Here is a 25,536-nt window from a genome sequence, read left to right on the forward strand (position 1 = left end):
GTTTTCTGCGGATGAGTTACTAAATCCAGAGTTTTTTCCTGATTAAGAATTGAACAATTATTTTTTTGGCTTTGTCTGGTAAGCTTACGCTATCTGGTTAGGGCGTTTTAAAAACTTTATTTATGTCTGATACAGTCATTCGAGTGGAAAATCTTGGGAAAAAATATATCATCGGTCACCAGCGGCGGGAACGCTATACAACTCTCCGGGATATGATGGCAGAGAAGGCCCGCTCCTTTGGTCAGATGTTTAGACGTAATGGTAAGGAAGATTACCCTACCCACGAAGAGTTTTGGGCGCTGAAGGATGTGTCCTTTGAAATTAAGCAGGGCGATCGGGTTGGCATTATTGGGCGCAATGGGGCGGGTAAGTCAACACTTTTAAAGATTCTCAGCCGGATTACGGAGCCGACGGAGGGGCGCATTTCTATTAAGGGTCGGGTGGCGAGTCTGTTGGAGGTGGGGACGGGGTTCCATCCTGAGTTGACGGGGCGGGAGAATATTTATCTGAATGGGGCGATTTTGGGGATGGGCAAGGCGGAAATTAAGAAGAAGTTTGATGAGATTGTGGCGTTTGCGGAGGTGGAGAAGTTTTTGGATACTCCTGTCAAGCGGTATTCTTCGGGGATGTATGTGCGCTTGGCGTTTGCGGTGGCGGCCCATTTGGAGCCGGAAATTTTAATTGTGGATGAAGTGTTGGCGGTGGGAGATGCCCAGTTTCAAAAACGTTGCCTTGGCAAAATGGAGGATGTTGCAGAAAAAGAGGGTAGAACGGTAATTTTTGTTAGCCATGCTATGCCCATGATTGCTTCTTTATGTAATAGCTGTTTTCTCCTAAAGCACGGCGAAGTTATTAAGGAAGGAAGTCCCGGCTCTGTAATTGCCTATTACCAAAGTGATGGACAGCATAGTCCAGGCTCTGTTGACTATACTTCATCTCCTTCTCCCCCTGGAGACCATTTAGCAGTTTTAAGAAGGGGATGGATCGAAAATGAAAAAGGAGAGCAATCTTTAGATGTTCGGATTGATGAGCCCCTAACGGTTTATATGGAATATGAAGTTCAACAAAAAACACCAGGCACCCCCTATCCAAATTTTCACTTTTATGATGATAAAAATAATTGTGCTTTTGTGACTGCCGCTATGGTTGATATAAATTCTCCTCTAGAAGAGGGAGTTTATCGTGCCCTTTGTCATATCCCGGCCAATTTTTTGAACGACGGTGTTTACTCGGTGGGATTGGCTGTCACGTTTATGCACTCAGGCGTCCACGTCAGTTTTTATGATCAATCTGCTTTGGTTTTTAATGTGACTGACCCGATTGAAGGGGTGATAACCCGGGGCATGGGTTATGTAGGGCCGATACCAGGGGTTTTAAGGCCAGTACTTGACTGGAATGTGGAGAAAATTGCATGAAAGCTGTAATTCTTGCCGGTGGCTTGGGGACTAGAATTTCCGAAGAAACTCATCTTCGACCTAAGCCGATGATTGACATTGGCGGGCGACCCATTCTCTGGCACATCCTTAAACTCTATTCTGCCTACGGTGTAAATGATTTTATTATTTGCTGTGGTTATAAAGGCTATGTTATTAAGGAATATTTTGCCAATTATTTTCTACATATGTCCGATGTAACCTTTGACATGGTTTCCAATGAAATGATTGTCCATCAGAGAAAGGCAGAGCCATGGAAAGTGACCTTAGTGGATACCGGGGAAAATTCCCTTACAGGGGGAAGATTAAAGCGGATTAAAACTTTTATTGAAAATGACAATGCTTTTTGTTTTACCTATGGTGATGGTTTGGCAAATATTAATATTCAAGAATTAATTGCTTTTCATCAAAGTCATGGTAGGTTGGCTACGGTCACAGCAGTTGTGCCCCCCGGTCGATACGGCGCACTGAAATTAGAAAACTCTAAGGTTTTCGGGTTTACGGAAAAGCCTCCCGGTGATGGCGGTCTAATTAACGGCGGTTTCTTTGTTTTATCTCCCCGTTGCTTGGATTTTATTGGGGGGGATATGGATAGTTGGGAGGGTGAGCCCCTAACTGAATTGTCTGGTAAGGGGGAGTTGATGGCATTTGAGCATAGGGGTTTTTGGCAACCAATGGATACTTTACGGGATAAGAATCATCTAGAAGAGTTGTGGCAATCTGGTCAGGCTCCTTGGAAGGTATGGTAAATGCTAGATAAGTCGTTTTGGCAAGGTAAATCCGTTTTTTTAACGGGCCATACGGGTTTTAAAGGCAGTTGGTTAACTCTCTGGCTCAGTCAGTTGGGAGCAAAGGTGTCGGGCTATTCATTAGATCCTCTGACAAACCCTAACTTATGTGAACTGGCTGAAATTGCTAAATGTTTGCGCTCTGATACTCGGGCTGATGTCAATGATTTAGCGAATCTTCAAAAGGCGATCGCCGAAGCCAGGCCGGAGATTGTCTTTCACCTTGCAGCCCAGCCTCTAGTGCGCCGTAGCTATCGTGATCCAGTCGGCACTTTTGCCACTAACGTGATGGGAACTGCCCACCTTCTTGAGGCGTTGCGGGCCTCTGACTCAGTGCGAGTGGTGGTGATTGTGACTACCGATAAGGTTTATCGCAATGTTGAATGGTGTTGGCCATACCGAGAAGATGATCAACTGGGAGGTCATGATCCCTATAGTGCGAGCAAGGCCGCCTGCGAAATCGTAGTAGCCAGTTATCGTGATGCCTTTCTTCGAGAACAAGGAGTGGCCGTGGCCAGCGCCCGGGCCGGCAATGTCATCGGAGGGGGAGATTGGTCAGAGGATCGTCTCATTCCTGATGTTGTCCGCGCCCTAGATGCAAAAACGATGGTCATAATCCGTCGTCCCCAAGCTATTCGTCCCTGGCAACATGTGTTAGAGCCTCTAGCTGGCTATTTATTGTTAGCTCAAAAACTTTGGCATTCACCAGAATTGGCAGGGGCCTATAACCTAGGCCCGGAAACAAAAGACGCAGCCACTGTGCGTCAAATATTAGAATTTGCTTCGCGAATAGAACCCGGCTTGCAAGTGGAATATGGCGATGGCAATGAAGGGCCCCATGAGGCGGGTTGGTTATCCCTCGAGATTGCAAAAGCGCGAACTTTACTGGGATATCGTCCTAGTTGGGGGGTCGAGGAGGCAGTACGACGCACAATGATCTGGTATCGTTCTCAACGACAGGGAGAAAGCCCATTAACTCTTTGTCAGACAGAAATTGAAGAATATGAAAAGGAGCTAATGGCTCTGTCAGACCTTGCTATCTGAAACAAAAACCCAGCAAAAATGACTACTATGGGAAGATTTTTGACTGAAGATTTGGGCATTGCCGGACTCAGAACCGTTATCCGTCAGCCCATCGGCGATCGCCGGGGATTTTTGGCCCGTTTGTTTTGTGCTGAGGAGTTGAAGGAAGTAGGTTGGCATAAACCCATTGCCCAGATTAACCATACCCATACGGCCCAAGGCGGCACTGTGCGAGGTATGCATTACCAAAATCCTCCCTCTGCGGAAATGAAATTGGTTACTTGCATTCGGGGTCAGGTTTGGGATGTGGCGGTGGATTTGCGGGTTGATTCCCCCACTTTTTTGACTTGGCAAGGGGTAGTACTAAGTGCGGATAACAATAGGGCATTGTTGATACCCGAAGGCTGTGCCCATGGTTTTCAAGCCTTGAGCGATGATGTTGAATTGATTTACTGTCACTCGGTCGCCTATAACCCGATGGCGGAAGGGGGGTTGAATCCCCAAGATCCTCGCCTAGGGATTGAGTGGCCCCAAGCAATTACCGAATTATCCCAGCGAGACCAAAATCACCCCTTACTAGATTCCACCTTTTTAGGTCTGAGTTTATGAAATGTCGCCATTGCCATACACCTTTAAAGCAAACATTCCTGGATTTGGGTTTTGCCCCCCCGTCCAATGCCTATTTGAACCAGATTGATTTAAGTAGACCGGAGGTTACTTATCCATTAAGGATCAAGGTTTGTGAACAGTGTTGGCTAGTACAAACAGAAGACTACACCCAGGCGGAAGAGTTATTCTGTGGGGACTATGCCTATTTTTCCAGCACGTCTAGTAGTTGGCTTAGCCATGCGGCCCGTTATGTGGAAAAGATTACAGAGCGGCTAGGTTTGACTACGGATAGTTTTGTCATTGAGGTGGCGGCCAATGATGGCTATCTGCTCAAGAATTTTGTGGCGGCGGGGGTTCCCTGTCTGGGCATTGAACCAACAGCTAGCACGGCGGCGGCGGCGGAAAAACTAGGGATTGCTGTTTTAAAAGAGTTTTTTGGAGAAAATTTAGGGCGATCGCTCTCAGCAAAGGGCCAACAGGCTGATTTGATTATTGGTAATAATGTCTTTGCCCATGTACCGGATATTAATGATTTTACGTTGGGTTTAAAACAAGCCCTGAAACCAGGGGGAACCATTACCTTAGAATTTCCCCACCTAATGCAATTACTGGCCCAGACCCAATTTGATACGGTTTACCATGAGCATTTTTCCTATCTTTCTCTCTACACGGTCACAAAAATCTTTGCTAAAGCTGGCTTGCAGGTGTGGGATGTGGAAGAGTTACCTACCCATGGCGGCAGTTTACGGGTCTATGGCTGTCATCTAGGCGATCGCCAAGTTAGTGAGCGAGTAAGGGAATTATTGAAACAGGAAACGGCCCAGGGTTTACAGGATTTAGCAATCTATCAGCATTTCCAGGAACGGGCAGATCAGATTAAAAATCAATTGCTAGCCTTTTTGATTGAACAGAAAACAGCGGGGAAGGTGGTGGCCGGTTATGGGGCAGCGGCTAAAGGTAATACTTTGCTCAATTATGCTGGGGTGAAACCGGATTTGTTGCCCTTTGTTTGTGATGCATCTTCATCTAAGCAGGGTAAGTTTTTACCCGGTAGTCATATTGCCATTTTGCCTCCAACGGCGATCGCCGAAAAACACCCGGATTTTGTCCTGATTTTGCCTTGGAATTTACGGACAGAGATCATGACCCAGTTGGGCTATGTGGGAGACTGGGGGGGGCAATTTGTGACCGCAATTCCTAATTTACAGATTTGTTAGAATGTTGAGCAGGTAAAGAAAATAAGCAACTCCTATGGTTGAAGCAACAGCCCTCACCTCACTTTACGAACAAGATTATCCTGCCTGGTTAGATTTGACCCTAACACAACTTAAACAGCAGCAATTTAGCGTCATTGATTGGGCTAATTTGATTGAGGAAATAGAAGAATTGGGCCGAGAACAACGACACAAGGTAGAAAGTTATCTGTTGCGTCTTCTCATCCACCTACTTTTGTACGAGCATTGGCAAGCTGAACGCCCCTGGTCAGGTAAAGGCTGGGAAAAAGAGATTGATAATTTTCGGTTAGAGCTTGATTCCCTGCTGGAGTCCCAAGTTCTTCATAACCATTTTGAGACAGTTCTACCAAAAAACTACGCCAAAGCCCGCAAACTGGCTATCAAAAAATCTCACTTATCACCAACAATATTTCCTGAAGTTTGTCCCTATACCCTGGGTCAAATTCTTGACTTTGGTTGGTTGCCATAATCAAAAAAGTTTTTATAATTGTTGGTAAATTTACCGGACGATTAAGTATTATGTCTGCCATAACTGCCCAAGAGTTAGAAGCTCAAATGCCCGATGCTAGTCAATTATTGAGCGATGAACCAGAAATGGAAAGTTCTTTGCACTATATGCAGTTACTACTGTTAGTTACCTGCTTAGAATTGGCCTGGCAAGACCGAAACGATTTTTTTATTGGTGCAAATTTGACTATCTATTTTAGCCGTCAGCAATTAAAGAGTCATGACTTTCGTGGTCCTGACTTTTTCTTGGTTAAAAATACTGCCAGAAAACCTCGAAAATCTTGGGTGGTTTGGGAGGAAGATGGTCGCTATCCTGATTTGATTATTGAGCTTTTATCGGATTCGACTGCAGACACTGATCGCCATTTGAAACGAGATTTATACGCAGAAAGATTTCATACACCAGAATATTTTTATTTTTCTCCGGATACCCTGGAGTTGGCGGGCTTTAGGCTAGATGGTGACAAGTATCAACCTATTATACCCAATGATCAGGGTTGGCTTTGGAGTAAGGTGCTGGGTTTTTTCTTGGGAATAGAGGGGCAAGAATTGCGCTATTTCACCCTAGAGGGCGCTGTTCTCCCCACCCCCCAAGAAGCGGTAAGAATAGAAGTGGACAAGGGGATGGCCATGGTTGAACAGGAAAGACTCAAGGCAATTCAAGCTGAGCAGGATGCTGAACAGGAAAGACTCAAGGCAACTCAAGCTCAACAGGATGCTGAACAGGAAAGACTCAAGGCAATTCAAGCTCAACAGGATGCTGAACAGGAAAGACTCAAGGCAATTCAAGCTCAACAGGATGCTGAACAGGCTAAGGCTGAACTACAAAAATTACAAGATAAAGTTAGATCCCTTGGTATTTCTATAGATTAATTAGTTTATGTCTAAATTCCGCGTTTACTACACTAATCCCTCGATCACCAAACTTTAAAGTGGAGAACTCCACCGCTGAGGCCAGCTATGAAGAAAAGATGCTAAAAGGTCACTTAGTTCTTAATTTACTTAACGGGGAAAATAAACTGCTATGGTTTTTACATTAGAAAAGTCTCAATCAGCGGCTAATCACTTAGTTTTACCAGGTGTTTCTTGGGAAAAGTTTGAGGAAATTGAAGCTACTTTTGAAGGTATTGAAGGAGTTCGTTTTATTTATTTAGATGGAGAGCTGGAAATTGTTATGAGTCCAAGCAAGGCCCATGAAAAAGCAAAAAGTACTATTGGGCTTTTGCTGGAAGCCTATATGAGGGCAAAGAAAATCAGGTTTTATACGATGGGTAGTTTAACTTTAGGTACGAAAGAAGTTACGGGACGAAAGGAGCCAGATGAGTCCTATAATATTCACATAGTAAAGGACATTCCCGATTTAGTTATTGAGGTAATTGTCACTAGCGGGAGTATTAATATTTTGGAAATATACCGCCGCATTGGTGTTCCCGAAGTTTGGTTTTATCAGGATTCTGCATTGACCGTTTACACGCTTAAAGAGGGACAATATTTGAAGGTTGATAACAGTCAATTATTGCCAGAATTAAATCTAGAAATATTCGTAAAATATGTTAGTCACCCGGATCAATATGATGCGGTAACTGAATTTATTGATGAGTTAACCTGTCTATAATCGTTTTTATTGCTAAATCCCGCATTTACTACACCAAGCCGTTGATCGCCATACAATGCCCATTATTAGTCGTTTTTTAGGAATCACAATCTGCATGTACTAGAATGATCGTTCGCCTCCCCACTACCATGCAAGATACGGTGAATATGAAATCATTGTCGAAATCGAAACAGGTGTAGTGAATGGGTCATTTCCAAAACGAGCATTACGTCATGTTTTAGAATGGCATGATTTACATCAACCCGAGTTAATAGCCAATTGGCAACTTTGTCGCCAACAAGAAGATCTAAAATTCATTCTTCCTTTGGAGTAAAGTTATGTTTTTACATGTTGTTTCTGCTTCTTACATGGATAACTACAAAATTAAGCTTCAATTTAATGATCATCGTACTGGAATTGTCGATCTAGTCGATAGTTTAAACGGCAAGATGTTTAGTCCATTGCAAGATCTGGTTTTGTTTCAACAATTTGGAGTTGATGCAGAATTGGGAACAGTTTGTTGGTCAAATGGTGCTGACTTTGCGCCTGAATATCTGTATTTTCTCGCATTTCGTGATCTTCCTGAATTGAAGGAACAGTTTGAAAAATGGGGGTATTTGCGAGCTAAAGTTGCCGTTAGTTGATTCTACCTCTGAAATAAATAACCCTGATATGTGGAGTTCAAATTAAGACTGATTTTATGGCTAAATCCCGCATTTACTACACTAAGCCCTCAATAACTGAGCTGGAAGTCGAGTATGCTACTGATGCCGCTCGCAATGGCTGGGGCGATCGCTGTTATGAATATATTGTGCGTTTTGAAGAAGTATTTAAAAAATATTTAGGGGTCGAATATAGCATTGCAACTTCTAGCTGTACGGGGGCTTTGCACATGGGGATGGCGGCTCTGGGGATTGGCCCTGGTGATGAGGTGATTTTAGCGGATACGAATTGGATTGCTACGGTGGCTCCCATTGTCCATCTGGGGGCCAAGCCGGTATTTGTGGATATTTTGCCAGATAGTTGGTGTATTGATCCCGTTTTGGCGGAGCAAGCGATTACGCCACGGACGAAGGCGATTGTGGCGACTCATATTTACGGCAATCTCTGTGATATGGAGGCTTTATTGGCGATCGAGCAACGCCATGGCATTCCGATTATTGAGGATGCGGCAGAGGCGATCGGCTCGGTTTACCATGGCAAGCGGGCTGGCTCGATGGGTAAGTTTGGCAGTTTTTCTTTCCACGGTACGAAGACGTTGACAACTGGGGAAGGGGGGATGTTCGTGACCAATGATCCTGATTTATACGAGACGGTGTTAACGCTCTCGAATCATGGCCGGGCTAGGGGGCAAACGAAGCAGTTTTGGGCGGATATGGTGGGCTTTAAATATAAGATGTCCAATATCCAAGCGGCGATCGGCTGTGCTCAAATGGAGCGCATTGAAGAGTTGGTTAGCCGTAAACGGGAAATCCTTAGTTACTATAAAGAAAATTTGGAGTCTTTACCGGGGATAACAATGAATCCTGAGCCAAAGGGTATGGTTAATGGTGGATGGATGCCAACGGCGGTATTTAGCCCTGAATCTGGTATTACTCGGGAAAAGTTACAAGTCCTTTTTAAGGAGGCGAATGTGGATGCCCGTGTTTTCTTTTGGCCGTTATCGAGTTTATCGATGTTTGATGATAAGCCCACAAATAAGTTGGCATGGGATATTCCAACAAGGGCAATAAATTTGCCTAGTTATCATGATTTGAGTGGCAAGGATATTAAACAGGTTATTGATTCTATGACAGACAATCTTTATCCGAAAAACGCAAATAGATCAAAAAAATGAATCAACGAATCAAAGTAATGATTGCTGGGATTGGAGGGGCTTCTCTTGGCACAGAAATTTGTAAGTCCCTCAAACTGGCTAAAATATACGACGTATTTGGATGTGATATTTCTGCTACTGCCTATGGTATGTATGAAAATGACTTTTTGAATACCTATCAAGTCTCATCTAGTAACTATGCGAGAAATGTTCTGGATGTTTGTGTTGATGCGGGCGTAAAATGGCTAATCCCAGGTGGCGAAGAGCCAATGAAACTGTTAGGTCAAGAAACAAAAATGTTTGCTGCGGCAAATATTCATGTGGTAGCAAATTCACCTAGTTTAATATCTATTTGCTCCAATAAAAAGCGTACTTTTAATAAATTAACTGAGTTAGAAATATCAATTCCTAAAACTATTGCGCTACAAAGTAAATCAGATTTAGACTACATCGGATTGCCCTGTATTGTTAAGCCTTCAACGGGAACAGGGGGTAGTGTTTCTGTCTTTTTTGCTGTTAGTTTTGAAGAGGCTATGGTTTATGCTGAGTTTATTAAACGTAATGGAAGCGAGCCTATCGCTCAAGAATATATTGATATTAACGAGGGCGAATTTACGATTGGTGTTTTGTCTCTTCCCAACCAAAATGTTGTCGGTTCGATTGCTCTAAAGCGAGAATTGAGCGCCAAATTATCCGTTGCATACCGAGGCCGTGGTGGTATTATTTCTAGTGGCTACTCCCAAGGGTACATTGGTGAATATCCAGAATTGTGTAAGCAAGCGGAAGATATAGCTAAAGCACTCAATAGTGCTGGCCCTATTAATATCCAAGCAAGAGTCAGGAATGGAAAACTTATGCCATTTGAGATTAATCCACGATTTTCAGCATCAACATATCTTCGGGCTATGGCTGGTTTTAATGAAGTTGACATAATGCTTCGGTATTTAGCCTTGCAAATAGAACCTCAAAAACCGTTAATTCAGACTGGTTGGTATTTGCGTAGTTTAACTGAGCAGTATGTTTCAGAAGAGGCCTTAAGATGAAAATACGTTGGATTACACCACTTCTAGGTACGGCTGCTTTTAACGCTGTTCAGAATATTACAGATATTACTGTTGTTGATGTTCGAGATCTTGTAGATAAAGCTGGCAATGATAACAGTGCTATTTTGCATAAAATTCACCAAGGAGTCGATTTAATTAAGCAAGGTAAGCGCACTGTAATTTGTTGTGACTATGGAATGTCTCGGAGTAATGCCATAGCTGTTGGTATTATTACAAACTTGGAAAAAATCCCTTTTAACCAAGCTCTGCGTCAAGTTCAAGAAGCTACTGGCGAAGCAGAAATTAAGCTTGATCCACTCAACGCAGTTCGTCAAGCTTTAGGAGTGAATATTAAAAAAGAAAAGTGTAGTCAATATAGAAATATTTTAATCACAGGGGGGAGGGGATTCATAGGCACAGCCTTGCAAGGTGCTTTAATTAATAGTGAATTTAGGTTAATATCTCCAACTCGTGAGCAGATTGACATTTTTGCTGGGAGTACAAAGCTTGATTTATTGGCCAGTGAAGAAAATATTGATTGTATTGTTCACTTGGCAAATCCCAGAGTTTATACTTCCAACGTTGCGATGGGACAAACTCTAACAATGTTGCGTAATGTTATTGATGTATGTCTTGCAAAAGATATTCCCTTGATTTATCCATCTAGTTGGGAAATCTATTCTGGATATGCTGGCACAATTCATGCTGACGAATCTACACCAGCATTGCCTCGTGGTCCATACGGAGAGACAAAATATTTAGCAGAAATATTAATAGATCATTGTCGGCGTACTCGTGGCTTACGTTGTGCTATCTTGCGATCTAGTCCAGTTTATGGCTCAATGTCTGACAAACCGAAGTTTATATTTAACTTCTTTAAAAAAGCGAGTCAAGGGCAGAAAATAGTTACCCATCACTATATCAATGGCAATCCCAAATTAGATCTCCTTCACATCGATGACCTTATATCGTCTATCGTTGCGACCCTCAAGTCTAGGTTTATCGGTAATCTTAATATAGGAACTGGACAATTAAGTTCAACCTTGAAAATTGCCGAGATGATTAGAGATGAGTTAGGCAGTTCTAGTATGATCCAACAAATAGAGGTAAATACAGAAGTTGCATCAATTGCAATGAATTATGGGCGAGCTAATCATGTTTTAGATTGGGAGCCTGTAATTTTCTTTGAGCAAGGTTTAAAGTCCCTTCTACATCAAATTTCCACCAACTAAGAAAGCAAGCAAATGCACCTAAAAACAGAAAAAGAACTACAAGAAGGATTTACGTGGGCTAGGTCTAAAATGTTTGCTGATTACAACAGCATTCTAGGCTACTACCAAGCGAAAGCTTGCATAGAGCACTCTCGTGGTGACAGCTTATTAGATATGCCCTGCGGAGATGGAACTTTAACTTCCCTTTTAGCACCAGCTTTTAAGACTGTTGTTGGTTTAGATGCCTCTAGTCAGCACCTCGCATTAGCCAAAGAAAACATGCCCAGTGCAGAATTTTATGAAGGCTTGATTGAGGAATTTGAGACTAATCAAAAATTTGACACCATTACAATGCTTAATATTCTTGAGCATGTAGTAGATCCAATAAGTGTCTTACAAAAAGCGGCTAGCTTGCTGAGTCAAAATGGCATTTTATTAGTTCACGTACCTAATGCCCTAGCTGTAAATCGAAGACTAGCAGTATTGATGGGAACTCTGACTCACTGCGAAGAACTCTCACCTTTTGATATTCAAGTCGTAGGACATCGCCGTTCCTATTCACTGTCAACTCTCTGCAATGATATTGAACAAGCTGGGCTTAAAATTAATGCAACTGGTGGTGTATTTTACAAGTCTCTCTCCACTCCTCAAATGGATTGGTTCTTAGCAAATGGACTATGGGAAGAAGGTGGATTTGGTTGGGGGCGAGTTGGTGGTGAGCAAAAAGACTGGAAAGCAGAATTTTGTCGCGCATCCTATGAGCTAGGTAAACAACATCCTGAAGATTGTAATATTATCTATGCTTGTATTACTAAGTGATTAACTTATTCAATTAAGAGGTAATTCAGTGAATCCATTAGACTCTTTTAAATCTCAAGTTGAAGCAAATGTTACGGGACTTGGAGCGGACAAAGATATTCAGGCGCTATCTCGAATATGGTCGCGTGAAACTAATCGAAATGGTTACACTTATAACTATTCATGGCTAGGCCGCCCCATTATTCAATATCCCCAAGACATTATGGCCATGCAAGAGTTGATCTGGTCAATTCAGCCAGATTTAATCATCGAAACGGGCATTGCCCACGGTGGATCGCTGATTTTTTCGGCTTCCATGTTAGAACTCAATGCTATTTCTGGTGGTCCCCAGGATGCAGAAGTGTTGGGTATAGACATTGACATTCGTCAACATAATCGGGAAGCCATTGAAGCCCATCCCATGGTTAAGCGCATCTCCATGATCCAGGGTTCTAGCATTGCTCCAGAAATAATTGAACAAGTTAAAGCTAAAGCCGAAGGCAAACAAAAAATTCTCGTTTGTCTGGATAGTAATCACACCCATGATCATGTGCTGGCAGAATTGGAAGCCTATGCTCCCCTAACCTCCGTGGGTAGTTACTGCGTCGTATTCGATACAGTAGTCGAAGATCTGCCTGACGAGATGTTTGGCGACAGGCCCTGGGGCGTGGGGAATAATCCCAAGACAGCGGTGTGGGAATATCTCAAAACCCATCCTGAATTTGAAATTGACAAGAGCATCCAGCACAAATTGTTGATTACTGTGGCTCCCGATGGCTATTTGAAGCGGTTAGGTTAGTTCTTGTTTAAAGGTAGTCACTTTACCTAGATTATCTAGATTATTATGTATAAAGAAATGTCGATTTTAGGTAATGAACGATGTACGCAATAGAGTTTGAAGCAGATCTACAAGATGGTGTTCTTACAATTCCAGATCATTACAAATCTCTGAAAAATCAGCATGTACGTGTAGTCATTATGCTAGATGGCCATGGTAATGAATTGGAACTACGGGCCTTATCAGATCATTCAGCAACATTGATTGATGAATGGCATGATCCCTCCGAGGATGATGTATGGATCTGAAGCAGGCAGAAGTCGTCCTATGCGAGTTCTATTTTTCTGACCTCAAGCAGAATAAACTAAGGCCCGTTGTTGTTTTTAAGGACAATTTGCCCTTCGATGATTTTGTTGGAATGCCGGTGAGTAGCAGGGTAGGTCAATTAAATGACGATGAAATCGTGTTGGATGAGTCGGATTTTATTGAGGGCCTTCTGTCCAAGTGCTCCAAAGTGATGGTGAGAAAAATATTCGTCATCTCAAAACAGGTTGTCATCAAAAAGCATGGTACGCTCTCTACCCAAAGCTTTAGTAAACTTCATCTGACTTTCTGTAGGTATTTTGGATGTGAAAACCAGTCTTGAATTTAAGATTGGCAAAAGTATTCAGCATAAACTGTTGATCACCGTTGCCACCGATGGGCGCATAAAATGAATTCACTAGATTTGCTAAAATTCTATGTCCAAAAATGACAAGCCATTAGTCAGCATTGGTATACCAACTTATAATCGAGCAGAAAGCTTAAAACGAGCAATAAATTCTGCTGTTAATCAGACATACACAAACCTCGAAATTATTATTTCTGATAACTGTTCAATTGACGAAACCCAACAATTGTGTGAGGAACTTTGTAAACTTGACTCCCGTATAACTTACATACGTCAAGCTAAAAACTTTGGTGCTACTAACAATTTTAGTTTTGTTTTAAAAAAAGCGACTGGAGAATACTTCATGTGGCTGGCAGATGATGATTGGATTAGTGAAAACTATATTTATGACTGTCAATTTTTTCTTCAAAATAATCATCAGTATTTACTTTGTAGTGGAATTGCCAAGTATTATTTGGGTGATGATATCCGTATGGGAGAAAATATTTGCCTAGAAGAAAACTCTCCCATAGAAAGGGTGAAAGAATATTTTAATAAAGTTCAAGATAATGGAATTTTTTATGGACTTTATCGCAAAGAAGCCGTTCTAAAATTGAGAATTCCTTCATGTTTTGGAGGTGACTGGGTTTTTATCGCTTGCATATTATTACTCGGCAAAGCCACTACATTAAATACTTGTGTTATTCATAGAGTATTTCAGGAAAAGAGTACAGAAGACTATGCAAAAGAAATTAATTCTAAATATGTGCTGGAAAAATCTTATCCGTATGCTTTTATCTGTTTTCATTTCTTTTCGGAAATTGAAAGAACCTTGATTTTGCAAAACATATTAACAAAACAACAAAAAATACTCTTGTTTCTTGATATTTTATTGACTTTAATGCGTCGTTTCGGTCACTTATATTCAATTGAATATGGTTGGTTGAATATCTTTTGCATTCGTAAAAAATTAATCTCTTTGCTAAAGATAATAATTAGAAATTTCCGCCAATCGTGTTTATATTTCATTGATTCGCTACGAACATTTATTTATAACTTAAAATATACACCACAAATGTATCAATTGTATGCATCAAGCAAACAAAAGAATTCTGACTTAAAGAAATTAGCTTTTTTTTCTCCTGTGAAACCAATAAAATCTGGTATATCAGATTACTCGGAAGAATTGATTAGATTTCTCTGCAAGAAGTATCAGATTTTCGTCTTTATAGATGACTCATACACAGAAAAACAATGCCCAAACATTGAAAATACTTTTTACTTAAATCACAGATTATTTCCCATAACCTCAAAGATACTTGGAATCAAGAAAATTGTTTATCAAATTGGAAATAATTATTATCACAACTATATGTTTAAATATATCAATAAAAACCATGGAATAGTAGTCTTGCACGACGGAATACATATGTCCGGGAATGTCTTGCAGCAACCAGAAAGACATAAGATTGTAGTACATAGTCTTTCTGCATCTACCCAGGTAAAGAGTAAGTATCCAAATTTAAGTGTAAATGTAATTAGTCTTCTCATGAGTTTGCCTGAAGAAAACTTAAAGCAAGATAAAAATTCACTAAGACATGAATTAAATATTGATATAAATACTTTTGTTTTTGGAGTATTTGGAATTATATCTGAGCCCAAGATGGTTTACGAATTATTATTAGCTTTTTGTCATTCTTTTGTTCAAAATGAGAATGTAGCATTTCTTATGGTCGGCTATGAAATTGCAGATTCAAGAGTACTAAATTTTCTCCGAGCAAATGAAGATGATAAAAGGCTTGTGTGTAAACTTGGTGTAAGTATGGAAGACTTGTATAAATTCATAAAAGTCACCGATGCTTGTTTTAACTTAAGATCTACTTCACGAGGAGAAACATCTAGCTCATTGCTTAGGGTAATGTCTTGCGGTATTCCCGTAATAGCTAGTGATATTGACAGCTTTTCAGAATTACCTAGCGATGTTCTGCTAAAAGTCTCTCAGAACTTATCTCAAGATGAATTATCTTCCATATTAAAAAAAATTTACAATGAGAAAGACAAGCTCAAAGAAATAGGTAAAAAAGGAAAATCTTATATTAATTCTTTTCATTCTCCCAGCAAAATTTCTGATATTTATTCTACTCTTATTGAAATAGAATAAAACTAGTTTACGTTTCATAATATGAAAATCTTTTACGATGGTTTAATTTATGCAGCTTACTCCAAGCAATCTGGGGGGATTAGCCGCTACTTTGATAACTTAATAAGTCGATTGCCAGAAGACTTTTATCCTGGTTTAACCACCGGCAGGGAAAAAACAGGTAGTCATCCCATCCATCCCCACCTTGAATTGTATCGTTTTGACTTAAGGTTTCGCCCAGGTAGAATTTGTAACTGGGTAAGAAAAGAGTATTTTCAATATCTTTCTGAAAAATATAAACCTCAATTAGCTCACCCAACCTATTATTCGCTTTTAACCGGTCGTCGAATTGAAAGCTATCAATGTCCAGTTGTCATTACAGTCCATGACATGATCCATGAAATCTTTGCCGACTACATGGATCCTAATGGTGAGCAGGCTGAAATTAAGCGAAACGCTATTCTTGCTGCACAGGCAATATTATGCAATTCAGAAAACACAAAGAGAGATTTATTAAATCAATATCCTGCCTTAGAGAATCGCGTCAGTGTAACCTATTTAGCTACAGAGTTTAGTGAAGATAATATTGACGTTAATGCTTCAGTGCCAACACAACCTTACTTTCTTTATGTGGGTGCTAGGGGAACATACAAAAACTTTGATCAATTACTACTTGCGTTTCAAAAAGTCACTGCCAAACCCAAATATGCCGACTTACTGCTTTGTGTCGTTGGCTCACCCTTTGAAAATCAAGAAAAAGAACGCCTTGAATTCCTAGGCTTATCGAAAAATGTCGTCCATTATGGCAGAGCTACAGACGGACAACTAGCCAAGCTTTATAATCAGAGCATTGCTTTTGTTTATCCTTCCCTTTATGAAGGGTTTGGTATTCCACCTTTAGAAGCCATGGCCTGTGGCACTGCCGTAATTGGATCTAATGTTTCTAGCATTCCGGAAGTAGTAGGTGACGCAGGGCTACTATTTGATCCCAAATCGATGGATCAGTTAGTTGATCAACTTTTGTATGTTTTAGAAAACCCAATAAAACGAGATAGCCTGATTCAAAAAGGTAAAAAACAATGCAAAAAATTTAGTTGGGATAAAACTGCACAACAAACAGTTGAAACATATCGTTCTCTTCTATAGAATAATTTTAACCAAGTAGGCCATGGCAGTTCAGCGAATGATTAAAATAAAAATATTTCTACTTTGCTTTAAAAGCAAGTATATGCTCTGACATTGCTACTTATTGCGGCTCTGACTTCTTTATTGATAGTGATTTCAATTTATAAATGAGAATTCCTAAAGGCGATCAACTCTTAACACCAATCATGCTAACCGTATAAAATTACGAGAACTTAAATATTTATTTGCGAACGTTTATATGAATCCAATAGTAAAAGCTCCCACTCTTAATGATTTGCCAGCTCCCCCACCGGGTAAAACAGGCTGGCCCTGGACAGAGCAAAATGAAGCTTTACCGGAAAAAATGCCTGATGGTTCGGATTGGCCAAAAATCAGTATTGTTACTCCTAGTTATAACTATGGTCAGTTTATCGAAGAAACTATTCGTTCTGTTTTACTACAAGGCTATCCTAACCTTGAGTACATAGTCGTTGACGGTGGTTCGACAGATAACACAGTTACAATTATTCGAAAATACGAAAAATATTTGAAATACTGGGCAAGTGAGCCCGATCATGGACAAACAGATGCTATTAATAAGGGGTATCGTTATTGTTCAGGAGACGTGTTTGCCTGGCTCAACGCCGACGATCTCTACTATGATCAATCTACACTTTTGAAAGTTATCAACTTTTATCAAAAAGGATACGATTTAATTGTTGGTGAATGTCTAAATATTAATGCTGATGGAACCCATTTTAATCAAGCAATTACATCCACAGAAAAATCAGATCCCACTTATTTCAAAAAATATCTTCGATATTGGTCGTCTGGCTTTTTGCCACAGCCAGCAATCTTTGTAAAAAAAGAAATGGCAGACCAATGTTTTCCACTAAGTATAGAGCTATACTACGCCATGGATTTTCAATTTTTTCTAAGAGTCTTAAATCAAGAACCTAAGTCAGTTTGGATTCAAGAAAAACTAACTCGACTCAGATGGCATGAGGACAGTAAAACCATGGGAACAATATCACGAATAGACTTTCATGCAATAGTGCCAGAACCGGAGGTGCATAAAGTAGCTCTAGCAGAAGCTGAAAATTTACCAACTTGGCTGGAAAAAATATTTTTTCGAATCCAAGCATTTGATTATCTCTCTCTCCAACCTTATATAAATTCCTTGGACAATTTTCATTGGTTACAAATTACTAAAACCATTGTTAAAAGACCTACCCTGGCTGTTTGGCCATTATTTTGGAAAATATTTTTTCGATCTTTGCTTGGCGAACAAATTTATAAACTTCTAAAAAGAACTATTAGGACAAATTAGTTTAATGGGTTTCTTCAAGAGGCAATCTAATCAATTAATATCCCAAACTTGGTCTACCCAATCTTATGGATAAAAAGCAATTAAAAATCTTAATGGTATTACATATGCCTTGGGACGCTAACTTAGGGGGACCCAAACCCCAAATGGAGTTAGCAAAAGAATTCTCTAGACAAGGACATATTGTTGAAAAATTTGACTACTATGATGCTTTTCCTGAAATAAAATCCTTGCCACCAAAATTACTATGGCTTTATAGGCTATTTATGCCAAGTTTTTCACAGAGAGCCAAAGAATATATTCAAAAACATGCTAACTTTTTCGACATAATTGATGCTCAACAGGGTAATTTACCCTTTTCCAAAGAAGAATTAAAATTCAATGGAACCTTGATTGTAAGAAGCGTTGGATTATATGCTTTTCATCAACAATTTCAAGAGCTTGTGCAAAAAACATGGAACTTATCTGGTAATAACAATGTATTTAAATTGTTGCTGCGGAAATTACGCAAAATTAAACAGAAAAAGCAAAATCAAAATTATTTATTAAGCTTTCAAAAAGCAGACGGAATAATTTTGATAAATTCTGATGAGTTAGCTTATGTTCGTGATGTTTTAAACTTAGGTGACAAATCTGTTTATTTACCAAATGGATTGACAGAAAAACAGCATCAAGATTTTTTCAGAGAATCTAAATTGCCTAAAATTAGGTTGATGAATCAACAAATTGTTTTTGTCGGTTCTTGGGGGAATGGTAAAGGGGCAAGAGATTGGCCTGCGATTATTAATAAGGTTCGAAATAAACTTCCATTTGCTAATTTTTTATTCCTAGGTACAAGTGGATATTCAAGAAGTGGTGTAGAAGGAATCATGAAAGACTTAAATTATCCTTCATCAGATTGTCTCAGGATTGTACCAAGTTATAAAAACGCTAATTTGCCAACTCTTCTAAGTGAAGCAACTGTAGGCGCTTTTCCAAGTTATATAGAGGGATTTCCTACTTCTATTTTAGAAAAACTGGCATCTGGTTTACCTGTTATTGCTTACGATATTCCAGGTACAAGGGAAGCTTTACGTCGCTTTGATAATTTACTATTAGTTCCCGCTGGAGATGTTGAACAATTTAGCCAAAAGCTCATAAACTTACTGTGTCTGGACGAGACAAGCTATACAGAGTTGTCAAAACAGTGTGTTGAAGTTGCTCAAAGTTTTGATTGGTCGAGTATTGCCAATGAAACCTTGAATGCTTACCACGATTTTAGGAGTAAACAATGACCCAGTCTTCCCCACCCAAAATCTTAGTTACAGGAGGAGCGGGTTATATTGGCTCCAGTGTTGTCCGCCAGCTCGGTGAAGCAGGATACAGCATAGTCGTATATGACAATTGTTCGACTGGTTTTCCCAGTTCAATACTCTATGGTCAACTTGTCATTGGCGATCTTGCCGACACCGAACGTCTTCATCAGGTATTTCATGAGCATGAGATACTTGCGGTAATGCATTTTGCTGGTAGCTTAATAGTTCCAGAATCTTTAATTCATCCTCTTAACTACTACGCAAACAATACTAGTAACACTCTCAGTTTAATACGATGTTGTCAGATATTTGGTGTAAACCGACTGATTTTTTCAAGTACTGCTGCTGTTTATGGTAACTCCTCGTCTAATCCCATATCTGAAGCCGAGATTCCCTGTCCAATAAATCCCTATGGTCGATCAAAATTAGCCAGTGAATGGATAATTCAAGATTATGCAAAGTCCTCTGCTCTACAATATGTAATTCTACGTTACTTTAATGTTGCAGGAGCTGATCCAGAGGGGCGTTTAGGGCAAATGTCGAAGACAACTACCCATTTAGTACGGTCGGTTTGTGACGCAATTCTGAATCTTAAACCCTCGCTAGATATTTTTGGCACAGATTTTCCAACCCGTGATGGCACCGCTGTTCGTGACTATATTCACGTAGAAGACTTAGCTAAGGCCCATCTAGATGCTCTTCGTTATTTAGAAAACGGGGGAGAAAGTCAAATTCTGAATTGTGGTTATGGTCAAGGCTATAGCGTACGAGAGGTGGTTGATCGAGCTAAAGCAATCTCTGGGGTTGATTTTTTGGTCAGAGAAACAGAAAGACGTTTGGGCGATCCAGCTTCAGTTATAGCCTGTGCAGACTCTATTCGCCAAGTGTTAAATTGGACACCAAAGTACAATAACTTAGATATTATTCTTCGCACCGCATTAGCTTGGGAAATTAAACGAAATAATTTAAATAACAGACGTATTCATAATATTATTTGAAAAATATATAACGATTCTGCATAATACTTGAAAAAATATAGAAGTTATTTATCCACCGATTAACCATTAGATTTTCAGATTTGATCGAAGGTTATTATAGCTATTCTTGACTATCTAATAAATGCATGGAGGTTACTAAACAATTTTCTTAAAACACAAAATTTTCACATGAATTACTTAGCATAAGATTAAGCAACAAAAATACTTTTTCATCGTCACCAAATTGCACCTAGAAATCAAAATCGTTTATGTTTACTAAACAAATCTTAAAACTATAAATGAGTATTTGTATAAAAATATCATGAAAACAACTATTAACGACTACATTGGTCAATTTATCAAAACAACTCCTGAATTTAAAGGTAAATGGAGAATTATTAGATATTGGATGAATCAAAATAAAGACCATAGAACCAAATATAGAATATTGCCAGGCGGCGAAAAAATCCTATGTGATTTGAGTATTCCTTACGAAGCTATGGTTTACTTAAAAAGAGAGGAGCAAAAAGACTTAGAATTACTCACTCAATTATTGAAGCCGTCAGATACTTTTGTTGATTGTGGTGCAAATATTGGTATTTGGTCTTTAGTTGCTGCTTCTAGAGTGAGTTATTCTGGCAAAGTATATGCTTTTGAACCCAATCCATCAACTTTTTAAAAATTATCGGACAATGTATCTTTATCAAGATTTAAGAATGATATTAATTTGATCTCCCAAGCCGTGGGCAATGAACAAAAAACAGTATTTTTTGAGTGCAATACTACTCATAATATTTCTTGTATTAAAGACAATGCAACGCGAGATACACAAGAAGTTTTTTTAACCACAATAGATCAAGTTTTAGACGGAGCTATTGTTAACGGTATTAAAATAGATGTTGAAGGTTTTGAGCTTGAATGTTTGCAAGGAAGCTACAAGACCTTAATTAGATATCAACCCTGGTTATGTGTCGAATTCAATACTTTGTTAGCCAAAGTCAGCAAGTTGTCAGAATGGAACGTACATAATTATCTAAAAAAGTTAGGCTATAGATGTCGTCATTTTCACAATGCCCTTGACAAAAGTCAAGAAACTATTTTGTCTGACAATTGGGAAACGAAAGGCTATTGTAACTTGTTTTATTTCATTGAATAAAAAATAATTATGGTGAATCAACAAGAAGAAATTAATTTAAGTGTTGCTTTAGTGACTCGTAATCGTCCTGATAGCTTAGAGCGTTGTTTAAAAAGTTTGCGAGATCAGAAAGTTCAACCTTTTGAAGTCGTGGTTTCAGACGACTCAGATGATTTATATAAGAGTTCAACCAAAGAGATTGCTCAAAAATGGGGATGCCGTTACATCGACGGACCAAAGCGGGGACTTTATGCTAATCGTAACTATGTTGCCTTAGCTTGTTACGGTACTCATATTCGCACAATGGATGATGATCATGAATTTCCTGAACAACATATCGAAGTTTGTTTAAATGCTATTCAGTCAGATCCATCTTCTATCTGGATTATTGGAGAATATTCGCCAACATCGTCTATCGAAAACGCCCCACATCCCTGTCCTGGTCAATTACATCCTCGTGGTTTTTCTTTCTATCCTAAAGACACTCAAAATTGTTGGGCGATCGCCGATGGTGCTAGTATTTATCCGAAGAAAATTTTTGCATCAGGTTTAAGATTTGTTGAATACTATAAGTTTGGTGCTTCTTACTTAGAATGGGGGAGTCGTTTATATTATTTAAGCTATCGCATACGTCATTTAGATTCTACCTATATTATTCATCATTTTAATCCTAAAGCTCGGTCATTTTCTGACCAAGAAATGGATCAATCATCCAGATTTTTTGCGATGTTATGTCATTCGTTTCTATATCAATCAACTTTTAAAAATAAATGTCTATTTTCCTATGAAATTTTGAAGCAATTTATTCTTGACCCAAAATTAACCATTAAATGCATAATAAATTCATGGTCAAATTTCGAATTATTTTCTAGGTCTTTTTGTGCTTAAATTTTAAAGGCTCAAAGTTTTTATTTTGAGCTATATTTAAAATCGAATAAATTTGATATGCATTGGCATGATCATAACACTTATTTTGTAAAGACTTTGCTTTACCACTTGGATAGTATAACCACTTAAAAACCATGAGAAAAATTTTTTGTCAGAATGATTGGCCTGATAGCTGGAAATATAGTTATCCATACGATTTATTGGAAGTTTATGGTTCATTAAAGTTTCCTGGTTATGCTTATGCTTATGAAAGCCGAAGAAAGCATACATTAAATTTGATTAAGAGTGTCGCTAGGCCTGGAGCCAGAATTCTAGATGTAGCTGCGGCACAAGGCAATTTTACGTTAACACTAGCAGAAATGGGATACGAGGTTACTTGGAATGATTTACGCGAAGAATTAATTGATTATGTCAAACTAAAATGGGAGTCAGGTACTGTTAACTATGCACCAGGAAATATTTTTGATTTGAATTTTGACGGGCAATTTGACGTGGTTTTGATTGCGGAAGTAATCGAACATGTTGCTCATCCTGATAATTTCTTGAAAAATATTGCCAAAATGCTTAAGCCAGATGGTCATATTGTCTTAAGTACCCCTAATGGAGAGTATTTCAAAAATCATTTACCTAGATTTTCTGACTGTTCTGATCCTAGTCAATATGAAAAAATGCAATTTCAACCAAACTCAGATGGACATATTTTTTTACTTCATTTAGACGAGGTTGAACAACTAACACATCAAGCAGGATTAGTTATTAAAGAAGCTAGACTGGTGACTAATTCATTAACAAATGGCCATATTAAACTACATTATTTATTAAAGTTTTTACCCAAGTCTTGGATTTTAGTTTTTGAAAATGTAACTTGCTCTATGCCCTTATCGATAAAGCGTAAATTGCACACGACAACCCTTGTTTTGTTGTCGCATAAGAGTGAATAAAAATTCTATAATTTATTATGAAAATAGCATTAATTTCTGGCATATCAGGACAAGATGGGGCATATTTAGCTCAACTACTAATTGAAAAAAGTTATGCCGTTTGGGGTACGTCAAGGGACGCTCAAATATCCAATTTCCGTAATCTCAAAATTTTGGGTATCCGGGAGTCTATAAAAGTCGTCTCCATGGCCTTAACAGACTTCCGCAGTGTCTTGCAGGTGGTTTCACAGGTCAACCCCGATGAAATTTATAACCTTGCCGGACAATCTTCCGTTGGTTTATCCTTTGAACAGCCCGTTGAAACTCTAGAAAGTATCACTATCGGCACCTTAAACCTATTAGAAGTTGTTCGCTTTTTGGACAAACCAATCAAACTCTACAGCGCTAGTTCTAGTGAATGCTTTGGAGATACAGGCAATTCCGCCGCTGATGAAAATACCGCCTTTCGTCCTAGGAGTCCCTATGCCGTGGCCAAGTCCGCCGCCTTTTGGCAAGTGGCAAACTATCGAGAAGCGTATAATCTATATGCGTGCTCCGGCATTCTTTTTAACCATGAATCTCCCTTGCGGCCAGAAAGATTTGTGACTCAAAAAATTATCGCTACTGCGTGTCGTATTGCCCAGGGCAGTCAGGAAAAGCTCTATTTGGGCAACACCAGCATCAGTCGGGATTGGGGATGGGCTCCAGAGTATGTCGAGGCTATGTACCTAATGCTCCAACAGGCAAAACCAGATGATTATGTCATTGCCACAGGGGCGAGTTATCTTTTACAGGATTTTGTGGAAATTACTTTCTCTTCATTGGGATTAAACTGGCGGGAGCATGTCATCATCGATCAAAGTTTATTTCGTCCTACGGATTTGGCAATGGGTAAAGCAAATCCCCGCAAAGCTCAGGAGCAATTGGGGTGGAAAGCAGAGTATAAAACCCCAGACGTGGTAAAAATGATGATTAATGCGAGGTCAAATGGGAAATATTGATACTCACAAAAACAAAGATCGGATATGAGAGTAATCGTTATTCAATTTTGCCATGACAACCTCCCAATTAAACCCCGTTGTGACCATTACAGCAAAAACCCATCCCTATGTCTGCGGTGTTGGGGACTATACGGTTAATTTGGTCAAATATTTTAATCAATATCAAGACATCGAACTGAGCTTGCTAACTGGTAAAAGTTGTGAATCTTTTCATGGTGAAGTTCCGGTGTTTCCAGTGTTAGAAGGAAATACCCAAAAAGATTATGAAAAACTATTGAATTTGCTTAATCAAGCATCAGTAAAAATAGTTGTGTTGCAGTACGCTCCCTACCTATACAATTCTCAAGGATATGACCTAAATTTGGTGAATTTCTGGAAACAATGTGCCCAGTCTATGCAGACTGTTTTGATAGTTCATGAAACCTATTATTGGTTTTTGCGCTATCCTGGTACCTGGTTTAAAGGGATTGTTCAGGCTCATGCACTTAAAGCTTTAGCCTTGTCTAGTGATAGTATCTTTTGTGGCTCTGAGCAATATTCTCGGCAGCTTCAACGCTTAGTTCAAGATCAAAAAATAATTTGCTACCTGCCCATTCCAAATAATATTGCTCCAAATATAATTTCATCCCAGCAAAAAGATAATTTACGTCAACAGTTGAATATTTCTCCAGATAGCTTAGTACTAACTCTGTATGGATGTATTGGTTCTATTCGTAAATCATGGGTGATTAAGTTAGATCGTTATCTCCGTTCCCGTTCTCTGTCCGTTACTTGGCTTTTCCTAGGAAATGCCCAGTCTCTGAACATATCTTGCACAAATCCTGTAGTTCGTCCTGGCTATCTCTCGGCGGACATTTTGTCTCAATATCTGCAAATCAGTACCTTACTGATAATGCCCCATGAATTTGGGGTAAGCGCTAAAAGAGGGTCATTGATGTCTGCCATTGAACATAAACTACCTATCTTAGGAACTGATGGTGATTTAACTGACTCGTTTTTGAAAGATCAACCAAGTATATTTTTAGTACCTGATGGTATATATTCTAGTTTCCAATCAGAACTGATAAAAATTTTAAGTATGTTAAGTACAAAATCTGCCTTTGCTGATTTAACTGAAAAAACCTATGCTTATTACCAAGAAAATTTAAGTTGGAGAAACGTTGTTACTATACTAAACCAACACGTTCATGCCCACCATAAGAATTAATAAATTAACGGATCCAGTCGTTTTTCTTCATATCCTA

26 protein-coding genes and 1 pseudogene are annotated in these 25,536 nt (G+C 39.3%); all 27 read left to right on the forward strand.

Annotated elements, in window-relative coordinates; all coding sequences use genetic code 11:
• Nucleotides 1-122: 122 nt before the first annotated feature.
• On the forward strand, nucleotides 123-1,415 hold the full coding sequence (locus SYNPCCP_RS01675) for an ABC transporter ATP-binding protein (RefSeq protein ID WP_010871530.1): 1,293 nt from the start codon (nucleotides 123-125) through the stop codon (nucleotides 1,413-1,415).
• Nucleotides 1,412-2,182, forward strand: a complete 771-nt coding sequence (gene rfbF / locus SYNPCCP_RS01680) for a glucose-1-phosphate cytidylyltransferase (RefSeq protein ID WP_010871531.1) — start codon at nucleotides 1,412-1,414, stop codon at nucleotides 2,180-2,182. Before SYNPCCP_RS01675 ends, rfbF begins: the two co-directional genes overlap by 4 nt.
• Nucleotides 2,183-3,265, forward strand: coding sequence for a CDP-glucose 4,6-dehydratase (gene rfbG, locus SYNPCCP_RS01685; RefSeq protein ID WP_010871532.1), 1,083 nt, complete (start codon nucleotides 2,183-2,185; stop codon nucleotides 3,263-3,265).
• A 39-nt stretch (nucleotides 3,266-3,304) separates the two neighbouring features.
• Nucleotides 3,305-3,853, forward strand: coding sequence for a dTDP-4-dehydrorhamnose 3,5-epimerase family protein (locus SYNPCCP_RS01690; protein ID WP_020861421.1), 549 nt, complete (start codon nucleotides 3,305-3,307; stop codon nucleotides 3,851-3,853).
• Nucleotides 3,769-5,070: a class I SAM-dependent methyltransferase gene (locus SYNPCCP_RS01695; protein WP_010871534.1), complete on the forward strand. Its 1,302-nt coding sequence runs from the start codon at nucleotides 3,769-3,771 to the stop codon at nucleotides 5,068-5,070. Before SYNPCCP_RS01690 ends, SYNPCCP_RS01695 begins: the two co-directional genes overlap by 85 nt.
• Before the next feature lie 34 nt (nucleotides 5,071-5,104).
• Nucleotides 5,105-5,557, forward strand: coding sequence for a DUF29 domain-containing protein (locus tag SYNPCCP_RS01700; RefSeq protein ID WP_010871535.1), 453 nt, complete (start codon nucleotides 5,105-5,107; stop codon nucleotides 5,555-5,557).
• 50 nt (nucleotides 5,558-5,607) lie between these two features.
• The gene (locus tag SYNPCCP_RS01705) at nucleotides 5,608-6,468 is read left to right on the forward strand and encodes a Uma2 family endonuclease (protein ID WP_010871536.1); all 861 of its coding nucleotides are present in this window, start codon (nucleotides 5,608-5,610) and stop codon (nucleotides 6,466-6,468) included.
• Between the two features lie 151 nt (nucleotides 6,469-6,619).
• The gene (locus SYNPCCP_RS01710; RefSeq protein WP_010871537.1) at nucleotides 6,620-7,210 is read left to right on the forward strand and encodes a Uma2 family endonuclease; all 591 of its coding nucleotides are present in this window, start codon (nucleotides 6,620-6,622) and stop codon (nucleotides 7,208-7,210) included.
• 163 nt (nucleotides 7,211-7,373) lie between these two features.
• Nucleotides 7,374-7,523: a DUF4160 domain-containing protein gene (locus SYNPCCP_RS17525; RefSeq protein WP_230401107.1), complete on the forward strand. Its 150-nt coding sequence runs from the start codon at nucleotides 7,374-7,376 to the stop codon at nucleotides 7,521-7,523.
• 4 nt (nucleotides 7,524-7,527) lie between these two features.
• Nucleotides 7,528-7,833 carry a DUF2442 domain-containing protein gene (locus tag SYNPCCP_RS01715; RefSeq protein ID WP_010871538.1) on the forward strand — a complete coding sequence of 102 codons (306 nt, stop codon included), beginning with the start codon at nucleotides 7,528-7,530 and terminating at the stop codon, nucleotides 7,831-7,833.
• Nucleotides 7,834-7,889: 56 nt separating this feature from the next.
• Nucleotides 7,890-9,026 carry a DegT/DnrJ/EryC1/StrS family aminotransferase gene (locus tag SYNPCCP_RS01720; protein ID WP_010871539.1) on the forward strand — a complete coding sequence of 379 codons (1,137 nt, stop codon included), beginning with the start codon at nucleotides 7,890-7,892 and terminating at the stop codon, nucleotides 9,024-9,026.
• A complete protein-coding gene (locus SYNPCCP_RS01725; protein WP_010871540.1) occupies nucleotides 9,023-10,048 on the forward strand; it encodes an ATP-grasp domain-containing protein in 1,026 nt (341 codons plus the stop codon). Before SYNPCCP_RS01720 ends, SYNPCCP_RS01725 begins: the two co-directional genes overlap by 4 nt.
• Entirely contained in the window at nucleotides 10,045-11,280 is a 1,236-nt protein-coding gene (locus SYNPCCP_RS01730) for an NAD-dependent epimerase/dehydratase family protein (protein ID WP_010871541.1), read from the forward strand. The genes SYNPCCP_RS01725 and SYNPCCP_RS01730 overlap by 4 nt, the downstream gene beginning before the upstream one ends.
• Nucleotides 11,281-11,349: 69 nt before the next feature.
• Nucleotides 11,350-12,078 (forward strand): bifunctional 2-polyprenyl-6-hydroxyphenol methylase/3-demethylubiquinol 3-O-methyltransferase UbiG, encoded by a 729-nt coding sequence (locus SYNPCCP_RS01735; protein ID WP_223211329.1) that lies wholly within the window; start codon nucleotides 11,350-11,352, stop codon nucleotides 12,076-12,078.
• 202 nt (nucleotides 12,079-12,280) lie between these two features.
• Nucleotides 12,281-12,856 carry a cephalosporin hydroxylase family protein gene (locus SYNPCCP_RS01740; RefSeq protein ID WP_230401102.1) on the forward strand — a complete coding sequence of 192 codons (576 nt, stop codon included), beginning with the start codon at nucleotides 12,281-12,283 and terminating at the stop codon, nucleotides 12,854-12,856.
• 277 nt (nucleotides 12,857-13,133) lie between these two features.
• Complete coding sequence (locus SYNPCCP_RS01750) at nucleotides 13,134-13,481, forward strand: type II toxin-antitoxin system PemK/MazF family toxin (protein ID WP_010871544.1); 348 nt, start codon at nucleotides 13,134-13,136, stop codon at nucleotides 13,479-13,481.
• A gap of 94 nt (nucleotides 13,482-13,575) precedes the next feature.
• Nucleotides 13,576-15,645, forward strand: a complete 2,070-nt coding sequence (locus SYNPCCP_RS01755; RefSeq protein ID WP_010871545.1) for a glycosyltransferase — start codon at nucleotides 13,576-13,578, stop codon at nucleotides 15,643-15,645.
• 21 nt (nucleotides 15,646-15,666) lie between these two features.
• The gene (locus SYNPCCP_RS01760) at nucleotides 15,667-16,770 is read left to right on the forward strand and encodes a glycosyltransferase family 1 protein (protein ID WP_010871546.1); all 1,104 of its coding nucleotides are present in this window, start codon (nucleotides 15,667-15,669) and stop codon (nucleotides 16,768-16,770) included.
• 238 nt (nucleotides 16,771-17,008) lie between these two features.
• A complete protein-coding gene (locus tag SYNPCCP_RS01765; protein ID WP_010871547.1) occupies nucleotides 17,009-18,079 on the forward strand; it encodes a glycosyltransferase family 2 protein in 1,071 nt (356 codons plus the stop codon).
• A gap of 65 nt (nucleotides 18,080-18,144) precedes the next feature.
• Nucleotides 18,145-19,350: a glycosyltransferase family 4 protein gene (locus SYNPCCP_RS01770; protein WP_010871548.1), complete on the forward strand. Its 1,206-nt coding sequence runs from the start codon at nucleotides 18,145-18,147 to the stop codon at nucleotides 19,348-19,350.
• Nucleotides 19,347-20,369, forward strand: coding sequence for a UDP-glucose 4-epimerase GalE (galE, locus tag SYNPCCP_RS01775; protein ID WP_010871549.1), 1,023 nt, complete (start codon nucleotides 19,347-19,349; stop codon nucleotides 20,367-20,369). The genes SYNPCCP_RS01770 and galE overlap by 4 nt, the downstream gene beginning before the upstream one ends.
• Nucleotides 20,370-20,670: 301 nt before the next feature.
• Complete coding sequence (locus SYNPCCP_RS01780; RefSeq protein ID WP_010871550.1) at nucleotides 20,671-21,027, forward strand: FkbM family methyltransferase; 357 nt, start codon at nucleotides 20,671-20,673, stop codon at nucleotides 21,025-21,027.
• A 15-nt stretch (nucleotides 21,028-21,042) separates the two neighbouring features.
• Nucleotides 21,043-21,504: pseudogene (locus SYNPCCP_RS01785) on the forward strand (FkbM family methyltransferase); the annotation flags it as partial.
• Between the two features lie 9 nt (nucleotides 21,505-21,513).
• Nucleotides 21,514-22,371, forward strand: coding sequence for a glycosyltransferase family 2 protein (locus SYNPCCP_RS01790; RefSeq protein ID WP_010871552.1), 858 nt, complete (start codon nucleotides 21,514-21,516; stop codon nucleotides 22,369-22,371).
• Between the two features lie 134 nt (nucleotides 22,372-22,505).
• Entirely contained in the window at nucleotides 22,506-23,312 is an 807-nt protein-coding gene (locus SYNPCCP_RS01795; RefSeq protein WP_010871553.1) for a bifunctional 2-polyprenyl-6-hydroxyphenol methylase/3-demethylubiquinol 3-O-methyltransferase UbiG, read from the forward strand.
• Nucleotides 23,313-23,329: 17 nt separating this feature from the next.
• Entirely contained in the window at nucleotides 23,330-24,292 is a 963-nt protein-coding gene (locus tag SYNPCCP_RS01800) for a GDP-mannose 4,6-dehydratase (protein ID WP_010871554.1), read from the forward strand.
• A gap of 52 nt (nucleotides 24,293-24,344) precedes the next feature.
• On the forward strand, nucleotides 24,345-25,499 hold the full coding sequence (locus SYNPCCP_RS01805; protein WP_010871555.1) for a glycosyltransferase: 1,155 nt from the start codon (nucleotides 24,345-24,347) through the stop codon (nucleotides 25,497-25,499).
• The last annotated feature ends 37 nt before the right edge of the window (nucleotides 25,500-25,536 follow it).

Origin of the sequence: Synechocystis sp. PCC 6803 substr. PCC-P (assembly GCF_000284455.1) — a bacterium.
Taxonomy (GTDB): Bacteria; Cyanobacteriota; Cyanobacteriia; order Cyanobacteriales; family Microcystaceae; genus Synechocystis.

Excerpts from the sequence above, each read along its gene's own strand:
- SYNPCCP_RS01675 (WP_010871530.1), top strand. The coding sequence starts at position 123 with ATGTCTGATACAGTCATTCGAGTGGAAAATCTTGGGAAAAAATATATC.
- rfbF (WP_010871531.1), top strand. The coding sequence starts at position 1,412 with ATGAAAGCTGTAATTCTTGCCGGTGGCTTGGGGACTAGAATTTCCGAA.
- rfbG (WP_010871532.1), top strand. The coding sequence starts at position 2,183 with ATGCTAGATAAGTCGTTTTGGCAAGGTAAATCCGTTTTTTTAACGGGC.
- SYNPCCP_RS01700 (WP_010871535.1), top strand. The coding sequence starts at position 5,105 with ATGGTTGAAGCAACAGCCCTCACCTCACTTTACGAACAAGATTATCCT.
- SYNPCCP_RS01705 (WP_010871536.1), top strand. The coding sequence starts at position 5,608 with ATGTCTGCCATAACTGCCCAAGAGTTAGAAGCTCAAATGCCCGATGCT.
- SYNPCCP_RS01710 (WP_010871537.1), top strand. The coding sequence starts at position 6,620 with ATGGTTTTTACATTAGAAAAGTCTCAATCAGCGGCTAATCACTTAGTT.
- SYNPCCP_RS01715 (WP_010871538.1), top strand. The coding sequence starts at position 7,528 with ATGTTTTTACATGTTGTTTCTGCTTCTTACATGGATAACTACAAAATT.
- SYNPCCP_RS01720 (WP_010871539.1), top strand. The coding sequence starts at position 7,890 with ATGGCTAAATCCCGCATTTACTACACTAAGCCCTCAATAACTGAGCTG.
- SYNPCCP_RS01725 (WP_010871540.1), top strand. The coding sequence starts at position 9,023 with ATGAATCAACGAATCAAAGTAATGATTGCTGGGATTGGAGGGGCTTCT.
- SYNPCCP_RS01730 (WP_010871541.1), top strand. The coding sequence starts at position 10,045 with ATGAAAATACGTTGGATTACACCACTTCTAGGTACGGCTGCTTTTAAC.
- SYNPCCP_RS01735 (WP_223211329.1), top strand. The coding sequence starts at position 11,350 with ATGTTTGCTGATTACAACAGCATTCTAGGCTACTACCAAGCGAAAGCT.
- SYNPCCP_RS01740 (WP_230401102.1), top strand. The coding sequence starts at position 12,281 with ATGGCCATGCAAGAGTTGATCTGGTCAATTCAGCCAGATTTAATCATC.
- SYNPCCP_RS01750 (WP_010871544.1), top strand. The coding sequence starts at position 13,134 with ATGGATCTGAAGCAGGCAGAAGTCGTCCTATGCGAGTTCTATTTTTCT.
- SYNPCCP_RS01755 (WP_010871545.1), top strand. The coding sequence starts at position 13,576 with ATGTCCAAAAATGACAAGCCATTAGTCAGCATTGGTATACCAACTTAT.
- SYNPCCP_RS01760 (WP_010871546.1), top strand. The coding sequence starts at position 15,667 with ATGAAAATCTTTTACGATGGTTTAATTTATGCAGCTTACTCCAAGCAA.
- SYNPCCP_RS01765 (WP_010871547.1), top strand. The coding sequence starts at position 17,009 with ATGAATCCAATAGTAAAAGCTCCCACTCTTAATGATTTGCCAGCTCCC.
- SYNPCCP_RS01770 (WP_010871548.1), top strand. The coding sequence starts at position 18,145 with ATGGATAAAAAGCAATTAAAAATCTTAATGGTATTACATATGCCTTGG.
- galE (WP_010871549.1), top strand. The coding sequence starts at position 19,347 with ATGACCCAGTCTTCCCCACCCAAAATCTTAGTTACAGGAGGAGCGGGT.
- SYNPCCP_RS01780 (WP_010871550.1), top strand. The coding sequence starts at position 20,671 with ATGAAAACAACTATTAACGACTACATTGGTCAATTTATCAAAACAACT.
- SYNPCCP_RS01790 (WP_010871552.1), top strand. The coding sequence starts at position 21,514 with ATGGTGAATCAACAAGAAGAAATTAATTTAAGTGTTGCTTTAGTGACT.
- SYNPCCP_RS01795 (WP_010871553.1), top strand. The coding sequence starts at position 22,506 with ATGAGAAAAATTTTTTGTCAGAATGATTGGCCTGATAGCTGGAAATAT.
- SYNPCCP_RS01800 (WP_010871554.1), top strand. The coding sequence starts at position 23,330 with ATGAAAATAGCATTAATTTCTGGCATATCAGGACAAGATGGGGCATAT.
- SYNPCCP_RS01805 (WP_010871555.1), top strand. The coding sequence starts at position 24,345 with ATGACAACCTCCCAATTAAACCCCGTTGTGACCATTACAGCAAAAACC.